Here is a 23737-nt window from a genome sequence, read left to right on the forward strand (position 1 = left end):
TTTTCGTCTATTTATGGTATAATATTGTCGAAATGTGTATATAAGGGAGGGAGCAATATGCTTATCGTCGAGCATCTACATTTAACGCGCTATACGATGGGGCTTTTTCCGTTTTTTTATGACAAACATTTGTGGACGAAAGCGTTAGAGGAAGATGGAGAAGTAGTTGTGAAACAAAGTCCGATGGACATTATTGAACAAAGTTGTTTGTATTACGGCGCTAGTTTAAGAGGAAGGAAAGATGGATCAAAACATATTATTGGCACTTCGCATAAAGCACCCATTGCAGTCGAACCAACGAACGAAATTTTCTTTTTTCCAACGATCTCCCCAACGAATCCTCAATGTATATGGCTATCGCATTTACATATTCGTCATCATGAGCATGTTCAAGGTGGAAAAACGCGTATTACTTTTTCAAATGGGACGAGCGTAGAGATATGTATTTCCCATCATTCATTTGTGAACCAATTGCATCGCACAGCTCAGTTGCGGACAAAGATGAGCGAACGAATTGAAGCGCGCGAACGAAAAATGATGTATTTGTTATATTTGCGGGAAAGGGAATGGTCGTAATAGTTTTCTCTTTTCCTCTAAACTTGTACAATATAAACATGAGCACGTAGCAAAGGGGTTACTGTATGAGTTTAGAGGAATTAAAACAATGGTTTACGATCAAACATATGCTTCACATGTTAGCGGAATATCGTTCATTTGGCGTTATTCCGGGCATCGTCTTGCCGATGGCAGAGGCGTTTTTACCGTTTTTGCCGCTTTTCGTTTTTGTCATGGCAAACGCAGCGGCATTCGGTCTTTGGAAAGGATTTTTCATCTCATGGATTGGAACGAGCGCAGGCTCACTGCTCGTCTTTTTTCTCGTTCGAAAAGTTGGAAGACAACGATTTTTCTCCTTTTTACATCGCCATCCGACCATTCGCCGCATGATGCATTGGATTGAGCGTCGCGGCTTTGGCCCGCTCTTTTTATTACTTTGTTTTCCGTTTACACCATCTGCGGCAGTAAATGTCGTGGCAGGATTATCAGGCATTGCGATGCAGCAATATATGCTTGCTGTGTTGCTCGGAAAAATGGTGATGGTGTTTACGATTAGTTTTATCGGCTATGACGTTGTCGCTTTAATTCGTCAACCGATGCGCACTGTATTTGTCGCGGCCGCTATTTTTCTTCTTTGGTACGTCGGAAAAAAAATCGAGCGACGTTTCGCATTGCACGATGGAAAATAAGAAAGGATGAATGATATGTCTGTACGCTTTATCATCGGGCGGTCGGGAAGCGGAAAAACGACGATGTGTTTAACGGAAATCATCGAACAACTTGTGCATGAACCCGATGGCGATCCGATTATATACCTTGTTCCTGAACAAATGACGTTTCAATCGGAATATGCTCTCATGAACGCAAACATGAAAGGAATGATTCGCGCACAAGTGTTTAGTTTCACGCGCCTCGCTTGGCGCGTCTTGCAAGAGACAGGCGGCATGAGCCGCCATCATTTAACGCAAACAGGCGTACATATGTTGCTAAGGAAAATTGTTGAACAACAAAAAGAACAGTTAAAGCTGTTTCGAAAAGCAGCCGACAAACGCGGCTTTATTGAACAACTTGAACAAATGTTGACGGAATATAAACGATATTGTGTGACGCCAGCCGCATTAAAACAAACGGAAGAAGAGCTGCGCCGTCATGCGACCGCAAACGAAATGGTGCTTGCTGATAAATTAAAAGATACAGCGATGATTTTTGAGCAATTTGAACAACAGATGGCGCATCATTATGTCGATTCAGAAGATTATTTGCGTTTGCTTGCTGAAAAAATTCGCCATTCTTCCTATATGAAACGTGCACGCATTTATATGGATGGCTTTTATGAATTTACGCCGCAAGAATATATGGTGATTGAACAGTTGTTTATTCATTGCCCACATGTGACTGTTGCGCTTACGTTAGATGCTCCGTATGAACAACTACCAAACGATTTGCACGTATTTCGTAGCACGTGGCGAACGTATGCCCAACTGCGCGAAATGGCGCTACAAAATGGAGTGGCGATTGAAAAAGTAGAACAACTTCATGAAAACGTCCGCCACAAACATGAAGAACTTCGTCATCTTGAAGCACATTACGATGATCGTCCTGTATGTGTATGGCCAAAACAAACGGAAGCGATTGTCATTGGAGAAGCGACCACGCGCCGAGCAGAAATGGAAGGCATTGCTCGTGAAATCATTCGGCTTGTGCGAGATGAAGGATATCGCTATCGTGACATCGCTTTGCTCATTCGCAACGTTTCAGACTATCGTGACGTGTTAAAAACGGTATTTGCAGATTATCGCATTCCGTATTTTATTGATGAAAAAGAACCGATGCTTGATCATCCGTTCGTTGAATGTTTGCGCGCAAGCATCGAAGCGGTACGGACGAACTTTCGTTACGAAGCGGTATTTCGTGCTGTGAAAACCGACTTGTTTTTTTCGCTTGACGAGCCGATACATCAGATGCGCATGGCGATCGATCAACTTGAAAACTACGTGCTCGCTTCGGGCATACAAGGAGACAAATGGACAGAACATTGGACGTACCGCAAGTATAAAGGGCTCGAAGGGATCCATGCGCCACAAACAGATGAAGAAAAACGGTATGAGCAACAATTAAATGAATGGCGCAAGCTTGTCATTTCCCCGTTGTTGTTTTTACAAAAGCGATTAAAACAAGCAAAGACAGGGCGTGAACGATGCGAAGCGCTATATGCATACGCGGAACAACTTCACATTCCACAAAAGCTACAACGATGGCGCGATGAAGCGGAAGAGAGAGGCGACTTGACTGCTATGCGTCATCATGAGCAAGTATGGCAAGCATTTATTCATTTGCTTGATGAATATGTTGAAATATTAGGCGATGAATCCCTTTCGCTCGAAACGTTTTTCACCATTATTGAAACGGGATTAGAAAGTTTGCAGTTTTCTCTCGTGCCACCGGCAACCGATCAAGTGTTAATTGCTCATTTTGATCGTTCCCGCCTTTCCAACATTCGCTGTACGTTTCTTGCCGGAGTCAATGAAGGCATTATTCCGATGCGCAAAAACGATGATGGGATGTTGTCGGAAGTGGATCGGGAATTGTTGCATCATTATTCTGTACGCGTTGCCCCAGCAAGCCGCGATCGCTTGCTTGATGAGCCGTTTTTGCTTTATTTGGCGCTCGTTAGCCCGTCTGAACGTTTATATGTTACGTATGCGTTAGCGGACGAGCAAGAAAAAACGTTGTTGCCATCGATGTTTATGAAGCGGTTAACAGATATGTTTCCGCATGTGAAAAAAATGCAATGGGGAGCCGATCCGTTTTTCCTTCCGCTTCATGAACAATTGTCATATATGACAAACGATATTGCCACGCTCGGTCCGTTAGTGCAGCAACTTGAAGCATGGAAGCGACAATACGCCATCGCTCCGATGTGGTGGGATGTATACAACACTTATGTGCAACATGAACAATGGAAAGAACGAATCGCGGTCGTTGTGCGTGCGTTATTTTATGAAAACCGCGCGAAACAGTTACGTAAGCAGTTGGCGAAAGAGCTATATGGGAAAAAAGTGAAGGCGAGCATTTCACGTATGGAGACATTTAACCGTTGTCCGTTCGCTCATTTTGCCGCGCACGGTTTAAAGTTAAAGGAACGAACGGTCTTTCAATTAAAGGCGCCAGATATGGGACAGTTGTTTCACGAAGCGTTAAAAGTGATTGCGAATCGCCTGCGAGAAGAACGGCTTCCATGGAGTGAATTATCAAAGCAACAATGTGAACAGTTGTCATATGAGGCGGTGGAGCAAATTGCTCCGTACATTCAACAAGAAGTGTTGTTAAGCACGCACCGTTATCGATATATGAAGAAAAAGTTACAGACGATTATGACGAAAGCCACCACCGTATTAAGCGAACATGCGAAAAGAAGCGGATTTGTACCGATTGGCGTTGAATTAGGGTTTGGTGAAGGGGAGTTGCTCCCGCCGCTTTCGTTTACATTATCGGACGGGACGGTGTTGCAGTTTGTCGGGCGCATTGACCGCGTCGATCAAGCAACGAGCGAACAAGGTGTACTTCTTCGCATTATTGATTATAAATCGAAACAAAAGACGCTTGATTTAACGGAAGTATATTACGGTTTAGCGTTACAAATGTTAGCGTATTTAGATGTCGTGCTTGAGTATGCGGAAAAGCTCGTTGGCACATCGGCGTTTCCAGCAGGGGTGTTGTACTTTCCGATTCATAACCCGACGATGAAACTGAATGAATGGCTTGAAGAGCACGAGCTAGAGAAAAAGTTTTTAGAACAGTTTAAAATGGGTGGCTACGTGTTAGCCGACGAACAAACGGTGCGGCTGATGGATGAACAAGTAGAGCCGGGGACGAGTTCTCTCGTTATTCCTGTTCGATTAAATAAAAATGGAACGTTTGCGCAACATTCGAAAGTGTTAACTGAGCAACAATTTACGATGTTGCGGCAACATGTCCGCCGTCTGATCGTCGATGTAGGTGAACAAATGGTCGACGGTGTGACGCATATTGCACCGTACAAACAAAAAAATAAAACCGCTTGTCAATATTGTGAGTTTCGCGATGTGTGCCAATTTGACGAAGGGGTCGATGCGGAACAATATCGCGTGTTCACACCGAAAAATATAGATGAATGGTTAAAGGGGTGATCGTGTGATTCCGCCAAAACCGCGAGAAAGCCAATGGACAGATGAACAATGGAAAGCGATTTATGCCACAGGTCAACATACGCTCGTTGCCGCAGCCGCAGGATCAGGAAAAACAGCGGTGCTTGTCGAGCGCATCATTCAAAAAATATTGCATAAAGAGCGGCCGATCGATGTCGATCGGTTGCTTGTCGTGACGTTTACGAACGCTGCGGCGGCAGAAATGCGCCAACGTATCGGAGAAGCGTTAGAGAGAGCGCTTGAAAATGAACCGCACTCGCTTCATTTACGCAGGCAGCTCAGTCTTTTGCAAAAAGCGTCCATTTCCACGATTCACTCGTTTTGTTTAGATGTCATTCGCAAATATTATTACATGATCGGCATTGATCCGGTGTTTCGCATCGCGGATGAAGGGGAAATGGCGCTGTTAAAAGAAGAAGTGTTAGAAACGTTATTTGAACAATATTATGCGGAAAACGATGAAGCATTTTTAGCTGTTGTTGACAAATATACGAGCGATCGGACAGATGCCGATTTACAAACGCTTATTCTACGGCTATATGAATTTTCTCGTTCCCATCCAAACCCGAACGAATGGTTACAACAAATCGTTCATATGTACGATGTCGAAGAAGGGGTGCGCGTCGACGATTTACCGTATGCCCATTACCTTTTTCAAGCGATTGATTTGGCGCTTGAGGCGGCGGAACAACGTTTGGCGCAAGCGTTGCAAAAAACGAAAGAGCCAGGTGGACCGGATTATTTGTATGAGACGCTCGTTAGCGACCAACAAGTGATTGCGAAGCTGAAAGAGGCGCGTGCTGAATCGTGGCAAAAGCTACATGAAACGATCAAAAACGTATCGTTTGCGACGGCAAAAAGAAAGCCGAAAGATGGAGCATATGACGAGCAATTAATTGATGAGGTAAAAAAGCTGCGCGAGCAAGTGAAAAAAGAAATAAGCAGCGTAACAGAAGAATTGTTTTCGTTTCAACCGGCGACATACGTGCGCCATTTGCGCGAGATGAAGCCGATGGTTGCCACGATCATACAAATGGTGCGCCGGTTTGCCGAGCAATTGCAAACGAAAAAAGACGAAAAAGGGATCGTTGACTTTTCAGACTTAGAACATTACTGTTTACACATTTTACGCGATCGTTCTGCGGAACATGAGTTCAAGCCGTCGGAAGCGGCTCTTTATTATCGAGCGCAATTTGTTGAAGTGCTCGTCGACGAATACCAAGATACAAATATGGTGCAAGAGTCTATTTTACGGCTCGTATGTAACGACGATGAAGCGACAGGCAATTTGTTTATGGTCGGCGATGTAAAGCAATCGATTTACGGCTTTCGTCTTGCGGAACCGTCGCTTTTTTTACAAAAATATGAGCGGTTTACGAAAGACGGCGAGGGTGGATTGCGCATTGATTTAGCGAAAAACTTTCGCAGCCGAGAAGAAATATTAGACGGAACGAACTTTATTTTCCGGCAACTCATGACGGAAACGGTCGGGGACATGCGCTATGACGATGATGCGGCGCTTCGCTTTGGCGCGCGTGATTATCCGGAAAAACAAGTGCCGGTCGAATGTGTGTGGATTAATGAAGCAAAAGAAGAAAGCGATGAAGAGGAACAAGAAGATGTGACGGCCGTTCAGCTTGAAGCGCGGTGGATCGCGAAAAAAATCAAACAACTGCTTGCCGAGCCATTTTTCGTTTACGACCGTCGCTTAAAAGGAGAACGGCGTCTGATGTATCGCGACATCGTCATTTTATGTCGCTCGATGTCGGCTGCTTCAGCGATGTTAGAAGAATTTCGGAAGCAAAACGTTCCTGTCTATGCCGAGTTGTCGACAGGTTACTTTTCAGCGACCGAAGTGTCTATCATGTTATCGCTTTTGAAAGTGATTGATAATCCGTATCAAGACATTCCGCTGGCAGCGGTGCTTCGCTCACCCATTGTTGGATTGGACGAAAATGAGTTGGCGCGCATTCGTTTGGCGAAAAAAGACGGGGCATTTTATGAGGCGCTGCTTGCTTTTATCGAGCAGTCACAAGAGGATGAGCTTTATGCAAAAGTGAAACGTTGGCTTTCGTATTTATCGGAGTGGCGTACAGCGGCAAGACAAAAGCCGCTTGCTGATTTCATTTGGCAATTATATCGTGACACAAACTTTTACGACTACGTCGGCGGAATGCCGGGAGGAAAACAGCGGCAAGCGAATTTGCGCGCGTTGTATGACCGCGCAAAACAATATGAAAAAACATCGTTTCGCGGCATTTTTCGTTTTTTACGTTTTATTGAGCGGCTAAAAGAGCGCGAAGACGATTTTGGAGCGGCCCGTTCGCTCACGGAACAAGAAGATGTGGTGCGCATGATGACGATTCATAAAAGTAAAGGGCTTGAGTTCCCGATCGTCTTTTTAGCAGGTGCCGCAAAACGATTTAATACGAAAGATTTGCGCGGCGACTACATATTAGATAAAGATTTCGGATTAGGGATGCGCTTTGTTCATCCGACGTGGCGCGCAAGTTATCCGACGATCGCGCAGCTAGCGATCAAGAAAAAAATGAAACTTCAAATGCTTGCGGAAGAAATGCGCATTTTATACGTTGCGCTGACGCGTGCAAAAGAAAAGTTATATATCGTATCGACGGTAAAGGATATCGAAGCGGAAAAGAAAAAATGGCAAGAAGTCACTTATACATCCACGTGGGAACTTCCTGCGTATGTCATTGAAAAAGCAAAAAGCTATGCGGATTGGCTCGGTTATGCCCTCATCCGTCATCCACAAAGCATTTGTCCGTCGAAAACGGTGCTTCCGCATACATCGCTATGGGAGATGCACGTTGTGTCAGCGCATTCACTTGAGCAAGAAGATGAGCAAGCGAATGAGCATCGTGACATCGTTGAAGCGATTCAACAACTGCAACCTGTGGCGATCAAAAGCGAATATGAAGAAGAAGTGAAGCGCCGCCTTTCTTGGACGTATACGTATGCGAGCGCAACGACGTTAAGGGCGAAACAAAGTGTATCGGAATTAAAACGGCAGCGAGACATATACGGTGGACATGCAGAACAGCCGTTTCGAAAAGAAATCGTTGAACGGCCGCGCTTTTTACAAGCGAAAACGATGACGCCAGCCGAACGAGGAACGATTATGCATCTTGTGATGCAACATATTGACGTAACAAAAGAAGTGACCGTTCACGCAGTGCAGGAGCAAATCGCGCGCATGATAAACGGAGAATGGCTCACCGAAGAGCAAGCAAAAGCGGTTGATATAGAAAGCATCGTTGCCTTTTTTCACACTTCGGTCGGCAGGCGAATGCAACGGGCGAAGCGACTTGAACGAGAAGTGCCGTTTTATTTGGCGCAGGAGATGGAGGGGGAAACGGTGATCGTTCAAGGAGTCATTGATTGCATATTTGAAGATGAAGAAGGGCTCGTTTTAATTGACTATAAAACAGATCGCATATCGTGGATGAACGATCCTAAACAACAACTAAAGCGACGATACGAAGGACAATTGGCGTTATATCGTGAAGCGATTGAAGCGATTTGGAAAAAGAAAGTGACAGAAACGTACGTGTACGCTTTTGACGGTGCGCTACTTGTAGCGATGGGAGGGGATTAATTTGCGTATTTTGCATACAGCTGATTGGCATTTAGGGAAAACGCTTGAAGGGCGAAGCCGTTTACCCGAGCAAGAAGCGGTGATCGATGAAATAGTAGAAATTGTACAAAAAGAAAACATCGATGTCGTATTGCTTGCTGGCGATGCGTTTGATACAGTCAATCCACCTGCTGATGCGGAAAAGCTTTTTTATGAATCGCTTTCACGTTTGAGCGATCACGGAAAACGTCACGTTGTTGTCATTGCGGGAAACCACGATCATCCGGGGCGTTTAAGCGCGGCCGCTCCGATTGCAGCAAAACATGCGATTACGTTGTTAGGATTTCCAACGGATGTTGTGCAACGTTTGTATGTTCCAAAAACTGGTGAAACATTAATTGTTGCTGCCCTTCCGTATCCGTCAGAGTCGCGCTTGAACGAATTGCTTTCCGATGAATGTGATGAAACGTTGTTGCGCGCACGATATGATGAACGCATTCGCGCCATTTTTGCAAAAATGAATGCATCATTTCAAGAAGATGCCGTCAATATTGCAATGAGCCATTTATATGTCGCTGGAGGGGCAACGTGCGATTCCGAGCGCCCGATTGAGCTCGGCGGAGCATATACGGTGTCGCCAGCGAGCTTCCCTCAGCGCGCACAATATGTCGCACTCGGTCATTTGCACCGTCCTCAAGATGTGAAACATGCGGTGATGCCGGCACGCTATTCCGGCTCACCGCTCGCCTACAGTTTTTCCGAAGCAGGATACAGCAAGTCGGTAACGATCGTTGACGTGCAGCCGCGCTGTGCTCCTGTCATTTCAGAATGTTGGCTTTCGAAAGGACGTCCGCTCGTGAAATGGAAAGCGACAGAAGGGTTAGCACAAGTGTATCGTTGGATCGAGGAAGGGCGCGACCGCGGGGCGTGGATTGATTTAGAAATTGATGTCGAGCAATCGTTAACGTTAGAAGAAACACATCGGTTGCGCAAATGTTATGACGGATTTGTTCATATTCGCCCGAATTACTTAGAAAAGGACGATGTTGTGCGTGAAGTGCGCACCGATGTCCCGATTGAAACGTTGTTTACGCGCTTTTATGAACGGCAAACAGGCGGAGGAAAGCCGTCGGAAGAGCTCGTTCAACTATTTTTGCAGCTCGTTGATGAGGAGGATGAACGATGAAACCGATTCGTTTAACGATTGCAGGGTTGCATAGTTTTCGCCAGAAGGAAACGATTGATTTCGAACGGCTATGCGAAGGGGGATTGTTTGGCATTTTCGGTCCGACAGGAAGCGGAAAGTCGTCGATTTTAGATGCGATGACGCTCGCGTTATACGGAAATGTCGAACGCGCGGCAAATCAGACGAACGGAATTATGAACCATGCGGAAAATGAACTATTCGTTTCGTTTACATTTGAATTACAACATGCTGAAGGAGTAAAGCGATATACGGTTGAGCGCTCGTTTAAGCGCGCGGATGCGCTGCGCATTCGTTCTGTCGTCAGCCGCTTCATCGAAGAAGGAAACGAGCGCGTCGTCATCGCAGATAAGACGCGTCTTGTTGATGAACAAGTAAAACAACTGCTCGGTTTAGAAATGAAAGATTTTACAAGAGCTGTCGTTTTGCCGCAAGGAAAGTTTGCTGAATTTTTGTCGTTAAAAGGATCGGAGCGCCGTCAAATGTTGCAGCGGTTGTTTCATCTAGAACGGTATGGCGACGAATTAAATAAAAAACTAAAAAATAAATTGGCCGAAGCGGCTGCGAAGTTAGAGGCGATCAAAGGGGAGCAAGCTGGGCTTGGCGACGCTTCGAAAGAACAAGTCGAAAAACAAAAGCAAGCGTTGACAGAAAGAAAAGAGGCGCTAGAGAGAGCGAAAAACGAGTTGCGTCACATGCATGAACGATATGAAAAAGAAAAACAATTATGGCAATGGCAATGCGAGAAAGAAAAAGTAGAACAACAGCTGAATGAATGGAGAAAGCAAGAAGAACGGATGAAACAGCTTGAGCAGACGTATGAACGAAGCAAAGAAGCTGAACGTCTTGCTCCGTATATTGAACAAGTAGAACGAAGCGAAAAAGAGGTTGCACATTGGCAACAAAAAGCAAGTGAACGATCTTTTCAATTACAGCAAGTGCGCACGATGTATGAACAAGCAAGCAAACAATATGAACAATGTCGTGCGAAAAAGAACGAAGAAGAGCCGAAAGCGTTGCAAAAGCAAGAGCAGCTGAAGCAAGCGCTACAAACGTTGGCGCTTATGCGGTCGCTTGAACAACAACAAGCAAAGCTACGCGCGAGTTTGCAAGAGATAGAGCAAAAAGAACAACAAGCGCGCCTTCAGGTTGACATATGCACGAAAGAATATACAACATGGAGTGCAAAACAAGCGGAATTAAAAAAACAATGGGAAGAGAAAAAAGTCGACGTGCATGTGAAAGAGCGTTTGGAACAAGCAGATGAAAAAAAGAAGCATATTCAATTGCAGTGGCAAGCGCTTGAAGAAATAGAAAAGGAAAAACAAGAAAAACAGAAAACATATGAAGCGATGAAACAAACATATGACCGAGAAATGAAACAAATGCAACAACTTGAAGCGCGTCTAGCTGAAGAGTTTCGCCATGTAGAATGGTTGTATCATCGCGTCTGTGAGCGGGAAAAGCAAGCGATGGTGCTTGTCTATCAATGGAAAGAAGAAAAAAAGCAAGTGGAAGCGGCACGATTACATGATTTAGCGGCTACGTTAGCCGAACGCTTGCGTGATGGGGAAGCTTGTCCGGTTTGTGGTTCGACGCATCATCCGAGTCGGGCAAAAAGAAAACAAGTGGCGCTCGATGAAGAAGCGCTCGAACGGATCGACCGTTCTATTCAAATCGGGGAACAGCTCGTTGCGGCGATACAGCAAATAAAAATGCAAGTCGAACAGCTGTCACAACTCATGTTACGCCACCCTTTGCCACAACGTGTCGATGCAGAAAAAGTGAAACGAGAAGTGGAAGAAGCACCGCTTTCTTCTTTAAAAGAAATCGAAACGGAAGGAAAGGCGCTGCAACAAGATTATATTGCATGCCGCGACCGGATGTATCGCTATATCGAGAAATGGAACGAACAAAAACAAAAAGAGCAACAATATGCATATCAAATGGAAACCGTTCGTCAACAAATCGCTGAATTAGAAGAAAAATGTGCGGAACGGCGCACGCGCATCGAACAAGAAAAAAAGATGTGGCATGAGACGTATCCCGATGTATCGTTTGAACAAGTCGATGACATCGTTCGCCACCTTCGTGAGCGCGAACGGGAAGCTCAACAGTTGCAACAGCGCATTGAAAAAAGCGTGACGGTACTAGATGATAAACGAGCTGAATTAGAGCGATGGAAAGAAACGTATCAAGAGGTCATAAAACAAAAAGCAGAATGGACAACTGAATGGAATATGCAACAGCAACAATATGAACAATATAAACAAACGCTGCCAGAAGGAATGGATGAGGAGTCCGTAAAACAACAGCTCATTCGTATAGAGGAAACGTTACAACGTGTCAAGCGTGAAGAAGAAGAGGCGTATGCCCGATGGATGTCATTACAACAACAACTGCATACGTTGCAAGCGGACAAACAAGCGGCAGATGTTGCTTTACAAGAAGGAATGAAGCGAAAACAAGAAGCGGAACGAATGTTGGCAGAACAATTTAAAACGACTGTTTTCAAAACGGTGGAAGATGTGCTTGACTGCTGCTTAGATGAACGAACGAAACAACAAATCGCTCATGACATTCAACAATATAAAGATGAACTGATGAAGTTGCAAAATGAATGGAAGCGACTAAATGAGGCGATGTGTGGCGTCGTCATGACGAAACAACAATGGGAAGAAACGATGCACACGTATGAACAAATGAAGCAACAAGTGGACGAACATATGCGGCAACTCGGTTCACTTGAAGCGATCGTTGCCGATTTAGAAGCGAAACATGCGCGCTTTGAACAATTGCAACAAGAGCGAATGCAACTAGAAAAGCTCGTCGGTCAGTACGAGGAGCTGCAAAAAGTGTTGCGCGGAAACAGCTTCGTTGAATTTATTGCGGAAGAACAGCTCGTTCATGTGACGCGCTATGCATCGGAACGGCTTGGCGAATTGACGAGACAGCGTTATGCGATTGAGCTAGATTCCGAAGGAGGTTTTGTCATTCGTGACGATGCAAACGGTGGTGTACGTCGTCCGGTGACAACGTTATCGGGAGGCGAAACGTTTTTAACATCCTTATCGTTAGCGTTAGCGCTATCGGCACAAATTCAGCTACGTGGGGAATATCCGTTGCAATTTTTCTTTTTAGATGAAGGATTCGGCACGCTTGACCAAGAGTTGTTAGATGTCGTCATGACCGCATTAGAACGATTGCGAGGAGAACATATGGCGATCGGGGTCATTAGCCACGTTCAAGAGTTGCATGCGCGCATGCCGAAACGGATCATTGTGAAACCAGCAGAACCGTCTGGAAAGGGAACGACGGTTCATCTTGAAGTGATGTAAAGGAGACGAGCGATGAAAGGGATGTGTGAACTGTGCGAGAGAGACGATGTCGTATTAACCGCTCATCATTTAACGCCGAAAGAGTATGGCGGAACAGAAACAGCCAAACTATGCCTTCCTTGCCATAAGCAAATTCATGCGCTATATACGAACGAAGAATTAGCGAGCCGGCTATATACGATTGAGCGGTTACAACATGACGAAAACATCGCGGCATTTATTCGATGGATTCGAAAACAGCCAGCCGATCGGTTGCCGAAAATAAAAAAGGCAAATCGGAAAAAGCGTTAAGCGTTGCCGACAACGTTTTGATCGAATGCATCCGCGTCGAGCGTATTTGTTAAGCTAATGCCGTTGTTGGCGATAATAAAATTGCCGGTGTTAAATGCGCCAGCGCCAGCGAATGTTTTAGATGATATTTTCGGTGACACATATAACGTATCCCCTACTTGCATGACGGCGCCGCTAGCGACGAGGTTAATTTTAATCGGACCGACGAGAGCGGGCATGTTGTTCTCTCCTTTCTGTCAGCTGACGAATATGTTTGACTCGTGATTCCGCTTCTATGTTTTTCGTTGAACCGATATGCACGACAGAGGTAGAAGAAACCCCGATGATGCGAATGGAATGAACAGCGATGAGCGGGCAATCGTGCAACGTATGGCGACAAACGTGTTCATGATCAACAGGTGGGAGCGGAATCGGTTTTGTAAAGATCGGAAAGGCGAGCGGAAATTCGTTGCTGTCGACATATTCAAATTGTCTTTGAACAGCAAGCGCTCGCCCAGAAAGACGAACGTGTTGGCTGTCTCCAATTTGCACGACGGAGCTAAAGGAGACGGCATTTGCTTTTAGTAAATGAACGACGGAAAGGCGGCTCATCGCTTTTCCTCATTTTTTTTATTGTTTTGTTTTTGTGGAAACGGACCGATAATTAACGATTCTGGAGGCGTGTCGAATGCGGAAGCTAATTGGATCGTTTCGCTATCGCCGATTAAGACGAGCGAGGCGCTCGCCACCCCCCCGATGGCGATATGACCGACCGATAGATGATGATTGACAACTGTCATATTCATTCGTTCGTCTCCTCTCGTGGTAAATGTTTTAAAAACGTTTCAATCGAATGTTCAATGTCTCGTTTTAAATAAGCGATAATGTTTTGTTGTAACTGTTCGTTTTCTTTTTCGTTTTCCCCATGTTGTCGTAAATAAAAATGAATGCGATCATCAATTTGCAGAGCAATATCTTGCAATATAAATTGGCGATATGTTGGATCAAGTGACCGCTCATACATTTGCTCGATGCGGGCGATAATGTGTTCTCCTTCTTCTTGTAAATATGAATGAACGGCTGTTTGAATGTTGCGAAAGAGCGGTGTTGGTTGTGGGATAATCGTTTGACTGTTTGGAACCGCAAAATTTTCAATCGTATCTTCCCCAAACGTGGCAGGATTTAGACCGATATTTAACGTTCCTTCTAACGTTTCTACTTTTAATTGATCAAAATGATATTCAATTTTTTCAATCGTTGTGCGCGGCTTTTTTTTTAACTGTTCGTATTGTTGTTGTAAATCATGTATCGCTTGTTCAAGCGATTGCATTTTTTGTTGTTGCCATTTTAAATATGCGTCGAGCTGTTTAAAGTAATCGTGCCACATGCGCGCTCTCTCCTTCTTTGTTAGGCCCTTTTATTTTCTAGTTTATGGCCGAGCAAAAAGAAGTAGCACTGTTTTATACAGGGGATTGAAGTGGGACGAACGGTCCTTCTTCCCCTTGAATGTTGATTTTTGCTTCCGGAGCCGGTTCGGTAAATTGTCCGGTATTGCTTAATGTGGCGAGCGGTTGTACCTTTCCGGTCGTTCCGATTTGAAGGACGGATGAGTTCGTGAGCGAACCGATTTTTAATTGATGAATGGAAATCGTTTGTTGAATATAAAAGTTCATGTTCCCACCTCGCTAGGCGTTTCCGGTAATATTGCTATCGGCAATATCGCGGTCGTTCGTATTCGTGTTGCTATATTGGTTGTAAATATGCAAGCCGTCTCCTGTATTAAATGAACCAGCGCCAGCAAATGTTTTCGCTACGCTGTATGGAGAGATGGCAAATACATCGCCGATATGAAACACGCCGCCGCTTCCGATGCTGTTAATTTGAACTGCTCCAACAATGGCAGGCATCGGCTATCCCTTGCTTTTTACGTTGCCATCGGCGATGTCTGGATCGATTGTATTTGTAAAGCTGATGAACGTATTCGTTTGTAAAAAGTCTCCTGTATTTCCACCACCAGCACCTGCGAGCGACTTAGATGAACTTTTTGGTGCGATTTGTAACGTATCGCCGAAATTGACGGTCGCGTCGCTACTGACGTTCGTAATTTTAATCGGACCTGCAATATAGGAAGGCATGGCCATCGTCCTTTCTCTCATTCTTTCCCTTACCCAATCATATGAAAACAATGAAAGAAATGTGCTCCACAAAAAGAAAGATATGCTATAATATTTCTGAAAAATGATAATTTTTAGATAAAAAATGGGGGAATGGGGATGAATGTGCCATTAGTATTAACGCATTTTTTAGATCGCGCCGTATCGCTTTATGGGGATAAAGTCGGCGTCATTAGCGAAGAAAAATCGTTGACGTATCGCGAGCTGTATGAACGTGTGAACCAATTGTCGCACGGGTTAAGCGATATAGGAGTGAAAAAAGGAGATCGTGTCGCTTATTTAGCTCCAAATACGTTAGAAATGCTTGAAGGGTTTTATGGGGTATTTCAAACAGGGGCAATCATGGTACCGTTAAACATTCGCTTAAAGCCAGACGATTACGTATTTATTTTAAACCATAGCGAAAGCAAAGTGTTGTTCGTCGATGCGGAGCTATATCATTTAATTGCGCCAGTCAAAAACGAGTTACAAACAGTTGAATATATCATTGTACACAGCAAAACGGACGACATTGATGAAATCGCTTACGATACATGGCTTGCTCAATATACGACAGAGCCGTTTGTTCGTCCGGATATCGATGAAAACGACGTATGTAGTTTGTTATATACGAGCGGAACGACAGGAAATCCAAAAGGGGTGATGTTGACTCATCGCAACAACTATTTGCATGCGTTAAGTACGATGCACCATTTGCGCGTGTCGGATCGGGACGTATATTTGCATATTTTGCCGATGTTCCACGTAAACGGATGGGGGGCACCGTTTTACTATACAGCGAACGGAGCGACGCACGTTTGTTTGCGTAAAGCGATTCCTGAAGTCATTTTTGAATACGTCAACAAATATAAAGTGACCGTCATGCATATGGCGCCAACGGTGTTAAATACGCTGTTGCAATATTATGAGCAACATGTGCCAACAATTGAGCATGATGTGCGTGTCGTCATTGCAGGTTCTGCTCCGCCGCCAGCATTTGTCACGCGCGTTGAAAAAGAATTAGGTTGGGAGTTTATTCAAGTGTACGGCATGACGGAATCATCGCCATTAAGTACGGTGTCTACCGTCCGTTCACATTTGCAACATTTACCGCTTAGCGATCAATATCGCATGAAAGCGAAAGCAGGTTATGCGATGATTGGCTGTGAAGTGAAAGTCGTCAATGAGCATGGGGAAGAAGTGCCGCGCGACGGAAAGTCGATCGGAGAAGTGATTGTGCGCAGTAACGGCGTAATGGCAGGATATTGGAAAAATCCAGAAGCGACAATGGAAACGATTCGTAACGGCTGGCTTCATACAGGAGATATGGCGACGATTGATATGTACGGAAATATCGATATCGTTGATCGGAAAAAAGATATTATTATTAGCGGTGGGGAAAACATTTCGTCAATTGAAGTGGAAGGGGTGTTGTACGAGCATCCAGCTGTGTTAGAGGCGGCTGTCATCGCTGTTCCGCATGAAAAATGGGGCGAAACGCCACATGCATTCGTCGTCGTCCGTTCAGGAAAAGAAGTGACAGAACAAGAGTTGATCGCCTTTTCACGTGAAAAACTTGCCCATTTTAAAGCCATTACCGGCGTCACATTCGTTCAAGAATTGCCAAAAACGGCATCAGGAAAAATACAAAAAGTACATTTGCGCAACGAATATTGGCAATCGATAGGGAAGACAGGAAGATATGTGAATTAATAAGGAAGAGCCGTTGTCGATTGACAGCGGTCTTTTTTTTCTTTACGCTGAAATGGAAAAGGAGGGAAAAGATGCGTATTTCAACAATTGATGCGGTGCGCGGTTTTGCGTTGTTAGGCATTTTGCTTGTGAACGTTCTTGATTTTTCGCTTCCGACGCTATATGTCGATGCTACGGTGTTTGCGAAAGATGGGGTTGATCGTTTCCTGCTTGCATTTGTAGATATATTTGCGCAAGCGAGCTTTTATCCGCTTTTTTCGATGTTGTTCGGCTGGGGAGCATGGATGATGCTTGATAAAGGAGACGAGAAGTTTCGGGTCACTTTTTTACGCCGCTTGTTTTCGTTGTTGTTATTTGGGATGTTTCATGCGTTTTTCATTTGGCATGGCGATATTTTAATCGGTTATGCGATCGTTGGATTGTTTCTTTTTCCGTTTTTCCGAACAAGCGCAAAAACGTTGCGGCGCTTTGCGCTTTTGCTTTGGAGCGGTTGGGCTGGCGGTTCAACGATGTTGATGTGGGTAATGTGGAAACAATATGGCGATGTCGATTTTTCCGAACCGACGTTGGCGAAGCAAGCGATCGCGAACTACCAGCAAGGGACATGGGAACAAATTTTTATGCAGCGGACGTATGATTGGTTGTACGTCAATTCGTTTACCCAAGCATTCATTTTTATTTTAACGATTTTCCCGTTTTTTTTATTTGGGGCATCTATCGCAAAAGAAAAATGGTTTCATGACGTCGCCAAAAATCGTGCAACGATAAACAAGTGGTGCATCGGTTCATTCGTTGTCGGTGTGATGTTTAAATTGTTGCCGTATGTGGAAAAAAACAGCGTGACGACGTATGCGCAAGATATGATTGGAGGGCCGGCGCTTGCGTTGTTTTATTTTACTGCGTTTTCGCTTATGACATCGCAAGTGATTTATGTTTTTGCTCCTGTCGGCAAAATGGCGTTAACGAACTATGTGACGCAATCGATTATTTGTACGACATTGTTTTATGCATATGGCTTCGGATGGTATGGAAAAGTGACACCGAAACAAGCGCTCGCTATTGCATGTATCGTGTATGTCATTCAAGTCGTATGGAGCCATTGGTGGTTGAAAACACACCGCAACGGGCCGCTGGAGCGCGTATGGCGATGGATGACGTACGGAAAAAAGAAAACGACATGAACAGATCATGTCGTACAAGGCTTGTCCTCTTTTTCTTTATGGAAAAGCACGGCTTCTTTTAAATGTTTGTTTAACAATTCATCGAGCTCTTGACTGCATTGGATCGTTTCTTTCGCAGAAAAACCGTACGTTTGCGCCAATTCAATTAATTGTCGTCTTTTCTTTTCGATGAGGGAAAGAGACATAAAGTTCACCAACATTTTTCATTTTCGTTAACAGTCTGTAAACAACTGTATGTATAAACTATTATACATATTCTGAAGAAAAAGGAAATAGTATAATATGCTGAAAAATAATTTTTTTACAAAGGAGTTTACACGTGAAAAAGAGAAAATAGTGATGTTCGATCATACGAAAGAGGGGATGAAGGGATGAAATTTGTAACAGCATACGCGCGATCGGATGTGTTTGTCGGGGTTGTACACGAGCAAAAGGTCGTTCATTTATCGAAAGCGGATGAAACGATACCGAATACGATGATCGAATGTCTCGAACTTGGCGAATCGTTTATTGAAAAAGTGCAGCGTGTGCTTGAGCGCGCACAGCGAGAGTGGACGTATGATCTTCATGATGTGCAGTTGCTTGCGCCGATTCCACGTCCGACAAAAAACATTTTTTGCATCGGAAAAAATTATGCCGATCATGCGCAAGAAATGGGAGGCGTAGCGGATCGCGAAAATATGATTGTATTTTCGAAAGCGCCAACGACAGTGATCGGGCATGAGGCACCGATTTTACGCCATGCGGATGTGACCGATCAGCTAGATTATGAAGGAGAGCTTGCGATTGTGATTGGAAAAAAAGGAAAAGCTATTCCGAAAGAACAGGCGCTTGATTACGTGTTTGGTTATACGATCGTAAACGATGTGACTGCGCGCGATTTACAAGAAAGGCATAAACAATATTTGCTTGGCAAAAGTTTAGATACGTCATGTCCGATGGGACCGTGGATCGTTCATCGGTCAGCGATCGCTCATCCGCATGCGTTACATATTGAAACGAAAGTAAATGGCGAAGTGAGACAATCGGCAACGACAGCGCAATTTATTTTCGACATTCCAACAATTATTGCGACGTTGTCGAAAGGGATGACGTTAGAGCCGGGGGATGTCATTGCGACAGGAACGCCAGCCGGTGTTGGAAAAGGAATGAATCCGCCGCGCTTTTTACAGTCGGGGGATGTGATTGAAATTACGATTGATCAAATCGGGACGTTACGGAATGTAGTCAAATAAAAAGCTGGGGTGCCCCAGCTTTTTACTGTTCAAATACTTTTTTCACTTTTTCAATGGCCCAGTCGAGCTCTTCTTTTGTAATGACGAGCGGTGGAGCGAAGCGGATGACTGTATCATGCGTCTCTTTACATAATAGCCCTTCTTGTTGTAGTTTTTCACAATATGGGCGTGCCGCAACGTGCAGTTCAACGCCGATAAATAGTCCTCTTCCGCGCACTTCTTTAATGTGTGGATGATGAATTTCGCGCAATTTTTCTTGGAAATATTGACCGAGCTCAAATGAGCGCTCTGGCAATTTTTCTTCAACGATGACATCAAGCGCAGCGATCGAAACAGCGCAAGCGAGCGGATTGCCCCCGAACGTCGATCCGTGTGATCCCGGATTAAATACGCCGAGAATATCTTTGTTTGCAGCGACGCATGAAATTGGGAATACGCCACCGCCGAGCGCTTTACCGAGAATGTACATATCTGGCTCGACTTCTTCCCAATCGCACGCAAACATTTTACCAGAACGGCCAAGACCCGATTGAATTTCGTCAGCAATATATAATACGTTATGTTGTTTACATACGTCATATGCCGCTTTTAAAAATCCTTCTGGCGGAATGTTAATGCCTGCTTCCCCTTGAATTGGTTCAAAAATAAACGCTGCTGTATTTGGTGTAATCGCTTGCTTAAGCGCTTCTACATCGCCGAACGGAATGATTTTAATGCCTGGAAGCATCGGACCGAATCCGCGTTTGTACTCTGGGTTTGACGACATCGATACAGCTGTCATCGTTCGACCGTGGAAGTTATCTTCACAAACGATAATTTCCGCTTGATCGGCAGGAACGCCTTTGACGTCATACGCCCAGCGGCGCGCCGCTTTGACGGCTGTTTCTACCGCTTCTGCCCCTGTGTTCATCGGTAAAACCATCTCTTTTTTCGTTAATTTCGCTACTTTTTCATACCATGGACCGAGTTGGTCGTTATGGAATGCTCGTGATGTTAATGTAATTTTATTTGCTTGTTCAATGAGCGCTTGGACGATGCGCGGATGGCGATGTCCTTGGTTTACCGCGGAGTAAGCGCTTAACATATCCATATAACGATTCCCTTCAGGATCTTCTACCCATACACCTTCGCCTTTCGATAAAACGACTGGAAGAGGATGATAGTTGTTTGCGCCGTACTTTTCTGTTAGTTCGATGATTTGTGCTGTTTTCACGTCAATCCCTCCTATTTCGGTAGTCACATATATAACATACTTGAAGTGAATATAGAAAGTAAATAGAAAAGGTGAGCGTTTTCTTTTTCAAATGTCATACAGACATGTTATGATTGGCATATATAAGGTTGATAGAAAGGAGCATATTTATGACACATGCACATATTACGACGTGGGTTGTTGCGCTCATTTTATTTGTCGTTGCGATTGCGTTTCAAGCAAAAGGACATGAAAAAACAAAAATGGTACACATGTTATTGCGCTTATTTTACATTTTCATTATTGCGACAGGCGCTTGGATTTTACATAGCATGTCCTCATTCCCGTTCCTTTATATCGTGAAAGTGATTGTCGGTCTATGGGTGATCGGAACGATGGAAATGATTCTCGTTCGGACGGCAAAAGGAAAAAACACGAACGTTCTTTGGCTTCAGTTCATTGTTGCGTTTGTGGTCGTGTTATATCTCGGATTTAAATTACCGTTTGGCTTTTCTTTCTTTTCGTAAAGTTGGCATATTCGCCAACTTTTATCTTTTTCTACCATATGGAAATGTGCTATAATAAAATTGATTGATAATTCTAAAAATATAAAGAGAAAGAAAGAGTGGGGAAAAAGGGGATGAAATTATTTCAAACCGTTTGCAACACGTTTGCGGATTGGGAACGATGGGTGAGCGACTATCGTTTATATGAGTACGACCAGCTAACGATTTTCGTTTCCTCGCTTTCCCCTTCGTTTCGGATGCAAATGGAACAGTACGTGCAGCATCATTTGCCTCAAGCGCAGCTTTTTCCGATGATTGGGGATGCATCGGAACAAGCCGTCATTTGTGCCCTCGTTTTTGACGATTGTCGGGCGGATATGGACGAAATGCGTAAAAAAATGAAAATATCTGAACAATATTACCGCTCTTTATTTGAACATAATCCAGACATTGTATATTCCACCGATTTAGAAGGCAATTTCACAAGCGTCAATCCTGCGTTTGAACGAGTATTTGGGTATAAGGCACAGGAGATTTTGCATTCAAACTCGCTTCATTACATTAAAAAAGAAGATATTCCGCGCGTGCGCCGCTATTTTTATCGCGCGTTAAAAGGGAAAGTGCAACAATACAATTTAGAAATTCCATCGAAATCAGGAAATGTGTATTTGTTCCAAATTAAAAACGTTCCGATTATCGTTGACGGAAAAAAGGTGGGCATTTATGGCATCGGTCGCGACATTACTGAACAAAAGCGCGTGGAAGAGCATATAAAATATATCGCCTATCACGATGTCGATACGGGGCTCCCGAACCGATTGAATTTTACAAACATCGTAAAACAAGCGATCGATCAAGCGAAAGAAACAGGCAACACGCTTGCAGTATTGTTTGTGGATATGGATCGTTTTAAAATCGTGAACGATACGATCGGCCATTACGGTGGGGATGAAATATTAAAACAAATAGCGGAACGAATCAAAAACGTATTGCCCCAAGGGGCCCATTTAGGTCGTTTCGGTGGCGATAAGTTTAGCCTGTTGTTTACTGAGCAAGTGGATATGCATACGGTCGTTGAATGGACGAAAAAGTTGCTTCAACATATTGCCGTGCCGATTATATATGAAGAAAAAGAGTTTTTTTTAACCGCAAGCGTCGGGATTAGTTTTTACCCAGCGGACGGTGTCGATGCCCAATCGCTATTAAAAAATGCAGATACAGCGGTGAATCGCGCGAAACAAACAGGCGGCAACGGCGTGAAATTGTATGCGACGAAAATGAACGAGCAAGTGATGTATCGCGTCGAGCTTGAGCGATATTTGCGAAAGGCGCTTGAAAAAAACGAATGTTTTCTCGTTTATCAACCGATTGTGGACTTAGTGACCGGAAAAATCATTGGCAGTGAAGCGTTGTTGCGCTGGAAACATCCGAAAATCGGCCTTGTTTCCCCGCTTGAGTTTATTCCAATCGCAGAAGAAATTGGCTTCATCCACGATCTTGGGCGCTGGGTGCTTACTGAAGCGTGCATGCAAACGAAAACGTGGCACGAGCTCGGATTTGATTCGTTAATGGTTTCTGTCAATGTTTCAGCGACGCAATTTCAACATCCGACGTTTTTTGAAGATGTGCAACAAGCACTGAAACAGTCACAGCTTCCTGCGCATTGTTTACATTTGGAATTAACAGAAAGCTCGATGTTGCGCAACATGTATTACAGCATTCACGTCATGAAGCAGCTTCAACAGCTTGGTGTACATGTGTCGATTGATGATTTTGGCACAGGCTATTCGTCGCTTAGCTATTTAAAACATTTGCCAATTCATACGTTAAAAATTGACCGATCGTTCATTTACCAACTTCATAAAGATCGTTCGGACATTGCGATCGTCAAATCGATTATTACGATGGGGCATGGCTTGCGCCTAAAAGTTGTTGCAGAAGGTGTAGAAACGGCTGAACAAATGAAATTGTTGAAACGATTAAAATGTCATTATGCGCAAGGGTATGCGATTTTCAAACCGCTTCCTGCGGAACAATTTGAAAAACAAGTGTTACAAGGAAGCGAATCTACCATTCAATGATCGAGTTGAACGCCAATGACTTTTTTCCCTGTTTGCAACGTAAGCTCGAATCGATGTTGTTTGTCGTCAAAATAATGTTGCACGTTGCACATATCGAGTGCGTTATCAAACATTAAAAAATTCACCCCTTTTTCAGCAAATAACATATAGTTGTAGCAATACAAACAATCGTATACGGAAAAGTTCCATTCGTTAATTAAATGAATAAAATGGAAAAACGCGTGATCGGGTAGCTGTGACAGCCATTGTTCGTATGCATGCGACAACGGTTTGATGTAGCGAAGACGATCACCGTTTTTTAATGTGTACCGTTCTGTCACATATATGTCCCCATCTTCACCAAGCCATCCTTTTACCCATTGCCCGAAGCGAAAAAGTTCGACTTCCTCAGGTAAACTCGTTAATTCATGTGCTTCATCTTCGTCATCGAAAAATATCCATTCTCCGTTTACTTGTTCAACAACACCGTACACGTAAGCCCGTTTTTGTGTGCGCAATGATGCAAGGCGATCCATGATTATTTCCTC

22 protein-coding genes are annotated in these 23737 nt (G+C 44.1%); 12 read left to right on the plus strand and 10 right to left on the minus strand.

What is annotated here, in order from left to right; genetic code table 11:
- Positions 1 to 57: 57 nt before the first annotated feature.
- From AFK25_RS03005 to AFK25_RS03035, 7 genes are all read left to right on the plus strand, one after another.
- Positions 58 to 576 (plus strand): competence protein ComK, encoded by a 519-nt coding sequence (locus tag AFK25_RS03005; protein ID WP_009361969.1) that lies wholly within the window; start codon positions 58 to 60, stop codon positions 574 to 576.
- 65 nt (positions 577 to 641) lie between these two features.
- A complete protein-coding gene (locus tag AFK25_RS03010) occupies positions 642 to 1244 on the plus strand; it encodes a TVP38/TMEM64 family protein (RefSeq protein ID WP_035064799.1) in 603 nt (200 codons plus the stop codon).
- Between the two features lie 15 nt (positions 1245 to 1259).
- Positions 1260 to 4724 (plus strand): helicase-exonuclease AddAB subunit AddB, encoded by a 3465-nt coding sequence (gene addB, locus AFK25_RS03015; RefSeq protein ID WP_081957673.1) that lies wholly within the window; start codon positions 1260 to 1262, stop codon positions 4722 to 4724.
- Positions 4725 to 4728: 4 nt separating this feature from the next.
- Positions 4729 to 8358 carry a helicase-exonuclease AddAB subunit AddA gene (addA, locus tag AFK25_RS03020; RefSeq protein WP_035064805.1) on the plus strand — a complete coding sequence of 1210 codons (3630 nt, stop codon included), beginning with the start codon at positions 4729 to 4731 and terminating at the stop codon, positions 8356 to 8358.
- A gap of 1 nt (position 8359) precedes the next feature.
- On the plus strand, positions 8360 to 9523 hold the full coding sequence (locus tag AFK25_RS03025) for an exonuclease SbcCD subunit D (protein ID WP_035064807.1): 1164 nt from the start codon (positions 8360 to 8362) through the stop codon (positions 9521 to 9523).
- Positions 9520 to 12879, plus strand: coding sequence for an SbcC/MukB-like Walker B domain-containing protein (locus AFK25_RS03030; RefSeq protein ID WP_035064810.1), 3360 nt, complete (start codon positions 9520 to 9522; stop codon positions 12877 to 12879). The genes AFK25_RS03025 and AFK25_RS03030 overlap by 4 nt, the downstream gene beginning before the upstream one ends.
- Positions 12880 to 12891: 12 nt before the next feature.
- Positions 12892 to 13170, plus strand: coding sequence for a restriction endonuclease (locus AFK25_RS03035; protein WP_009361963.1), 279 nt, complete (start codon positions 12892 to 12894; stop codon positions 13168 to 13170).
- On the opposite strand, the gene AFK25_RS03040 is transcribed toward AFK25_RS03035, so the two are convergent.
- From AFK25_RS03040 to AFK25_RS03070, 7 genes are all read right to left on the minus strand, one after another.
- Positions 13167 to 13388, minus strand: a complete 222-nt coding sequence (locus AFK25_RS03040) for a spore germination protein (RefSeq protein WP_009361962.1) — start codon at positions 13386 to 13388, stop codon at positions 13167 to 13169. The genes AFK25_RS03035 and AFK25_RS03040 overlap by 4 nt on opposite strands.
- A complete protein-coding gene (locus AFK25_RS03045; RefSeq protein ID WP_009361961.1) occupies positions 13363 to 13761 on the minus strand; it encodes a spore germination protein GerPE in 399 nt (132 codons plus the stop codon). Before AFK25_RS03045 ends, AFK25_RS03040 begins: the two co-directional genes overlap by 26 nt.
- A complete protein-coding gene (locus tag AFK25_RS03050; protein WP_009361960.1) occupies positions 13758 to 13955 on the minus strand; it encodes a hypothetical protein in 198 nt (65 codons plus the stop codon). Before AFK25_RS03050 ends, AFK25_RS03045 begins: the two co-directional genes overlap by 4 nt.
- Entirely contained in the window at positions 13952 to 14536 is a 585-nt protein-coding gene (gerPC, locus tag AFK25_RS03055; RefSeq protein ID WP_019417018.1) for a spore germination protein GerPC, read from the minus strand. The genes AFK25_RS03050 and gerPC overlap by 4 nt, the downstream gene beginning before the upstream one ends.
- Positions 14537 to 14609: 73 nt before the next feature.
- A complete protein-coding gene (locus tag AFK25_RS03060; RefSeq protein ID WP_035064814.1) occupies positions 14610 to 14822 on the minus strand; it encodes a spore germination protein GerPB in 213 nt (70 codons plus the stop codon).
- Positions 14823 to 14834: 12 nt separating this feature from the next.
- Positions 14835 to 15056 carry a spore germination protein gene (locus tag AFK25_RS03065; RefSeq protein WP_009361957.1) on the minus strand — a complete coding sequence of 74 codons (222 nt, stop codon included), beginning with the start codon at positions 15054 to 15056 and terminating at the stop codon, positions 14835 to 14837.
- Between the two features lie 3 nt (positions 15057 to 15059).
- Entirely contained in the window at positions 15060 to 15284 is a 225-nt protein-coding gene (locus AFK25_RS03070; protein WP_009361956.1) for a spore germination protein, read from the minus strand.
- A gap of 138 nt (positions 15285 to 15422) precedes the next feature.
- On the opposite strand from AFK25_RS03070, the gene AFK25_RS03075 reads away from it, so the two are divergent.
- Together AFK25_RS03075 and AFK25_RS03080 are read left to right on the plus strand one after the other, a co-directional pair.
- Entirely contained in the window at positions 15423 to 17015 is a 1593-nt protein-coding gene (locus AFK25_RS03075; protein ID WP_035064816.1) for a long-chain-fatty-acid--CoA ligase, read from the plus strand.
- Positions 17016 to 17086: 71 nt separating this feature from the next.
- On the plus strand, positions 17087 to 18196 hold the full coding sequence (locus AFK25_RS03080) for a DUF418 domain-containing protein (protein WP_019417932.1): 1110 nt from the start codon (positions 17087 to 17089) through the stop codon (positions 18194 to 18196).
- A 5-nt stretch (positions 18197 to 18201) separates the two neighbouring features.
- Here AFK25_RS03080 and AFK25_RS03085 read toward each other — a convergent pair whose 3' ends face one another.
- Entirely contained in the window at positions 18202 to 18381 is a 180-nt protein-coding gene (locus AFK25_RS03085; protein WP_020424565.1) for an aspartyl-phosphate phosphatase Spo0E family protein, read from the minus strand.
- A gap of 186 nt (positions 18382 to 18567) precedes the next feature.
- On the opposite strand from AFK25_RS03085, the gene AFK25_RS03090 reads away from it, so the two are divergent.
- Entirely contained in the window at positions 18568 to 19431 is an 864-nt protein-coding gene (locus tag AFK25_RS03090) for a fumarylacetoacetate hydrolase family protein (RefSeq protein ID WP_019417929.1), read from the plus strand.
- Between the two features lie 22 nt (positions 19432 to 19453).
- Here AFK25_RS03090 and AFK25_RS03095 read toward each other — a convergent pair whose 3' ends face one another.
- Positions 19454 to 20644 (minus strand): ornithine--oxo-acid transaminase, encoded by a 1191-nt coding sequence (locus AFK25_RS03095; RefSeq protein ID WP_035064818.1) that lies wholly within the window; start codon positions 20642 to 20644, stop codon positions 19454 to 19456.
- 149 nt (positions 20645 to 20793) lie between these two features.
- Between AFK25_RS03095 and AFK25_RS03100 the strand changes: the two genes are divergently transcribed.
- Positions 20794 to 21150: a YisL family protein gene (locus tag AFK25_RS03100; RefSeq protein WP_019417927.1), complete on the plus strand. Its 357-nt coding sequence runs from the start codon at positions 20794 to 20796 to the stop codon at positions 21148 to 21150.
- A 113-nt stretch (positions 21151 to 21263) separates the two neighbouring features.
- Entirely contained in the window at positions 21264 to 23210 is a 1947-nt protein-coding gene (locus AFK25_RS03105) for an EAL domain-containing protein (protein WP_035064822.1), read from the plus strand.
- Here AFK25_RS03105 and AFK25_RS03110 read toward each other — a convergent pair.
- Positions 23204 to 23725, minus strand: coding sequence for a DUF2777 family protein (locus AFK25_RS03110; RefSeq protein WP_019417925.1), 522 nt, complete (start codon positions 23723 to 23725; stop codon positions 23204 to 23206). The genes AFK25_RS03105 and AFK25_RS03110 overlap by 7 nt on opposite strands.
- Between the last annotated feature and the right edge of the window lie 12 nt (positions 23726 to 23737).

Source organism: Anoxybacillus gonensis (assembly GCF_001187595.1).
GTDB lineage: Bacteria > Bacillota > Bacilli > Bacillales > Anoxybacillaceae > Anoxybacillus > Anoxybacillus gonensis.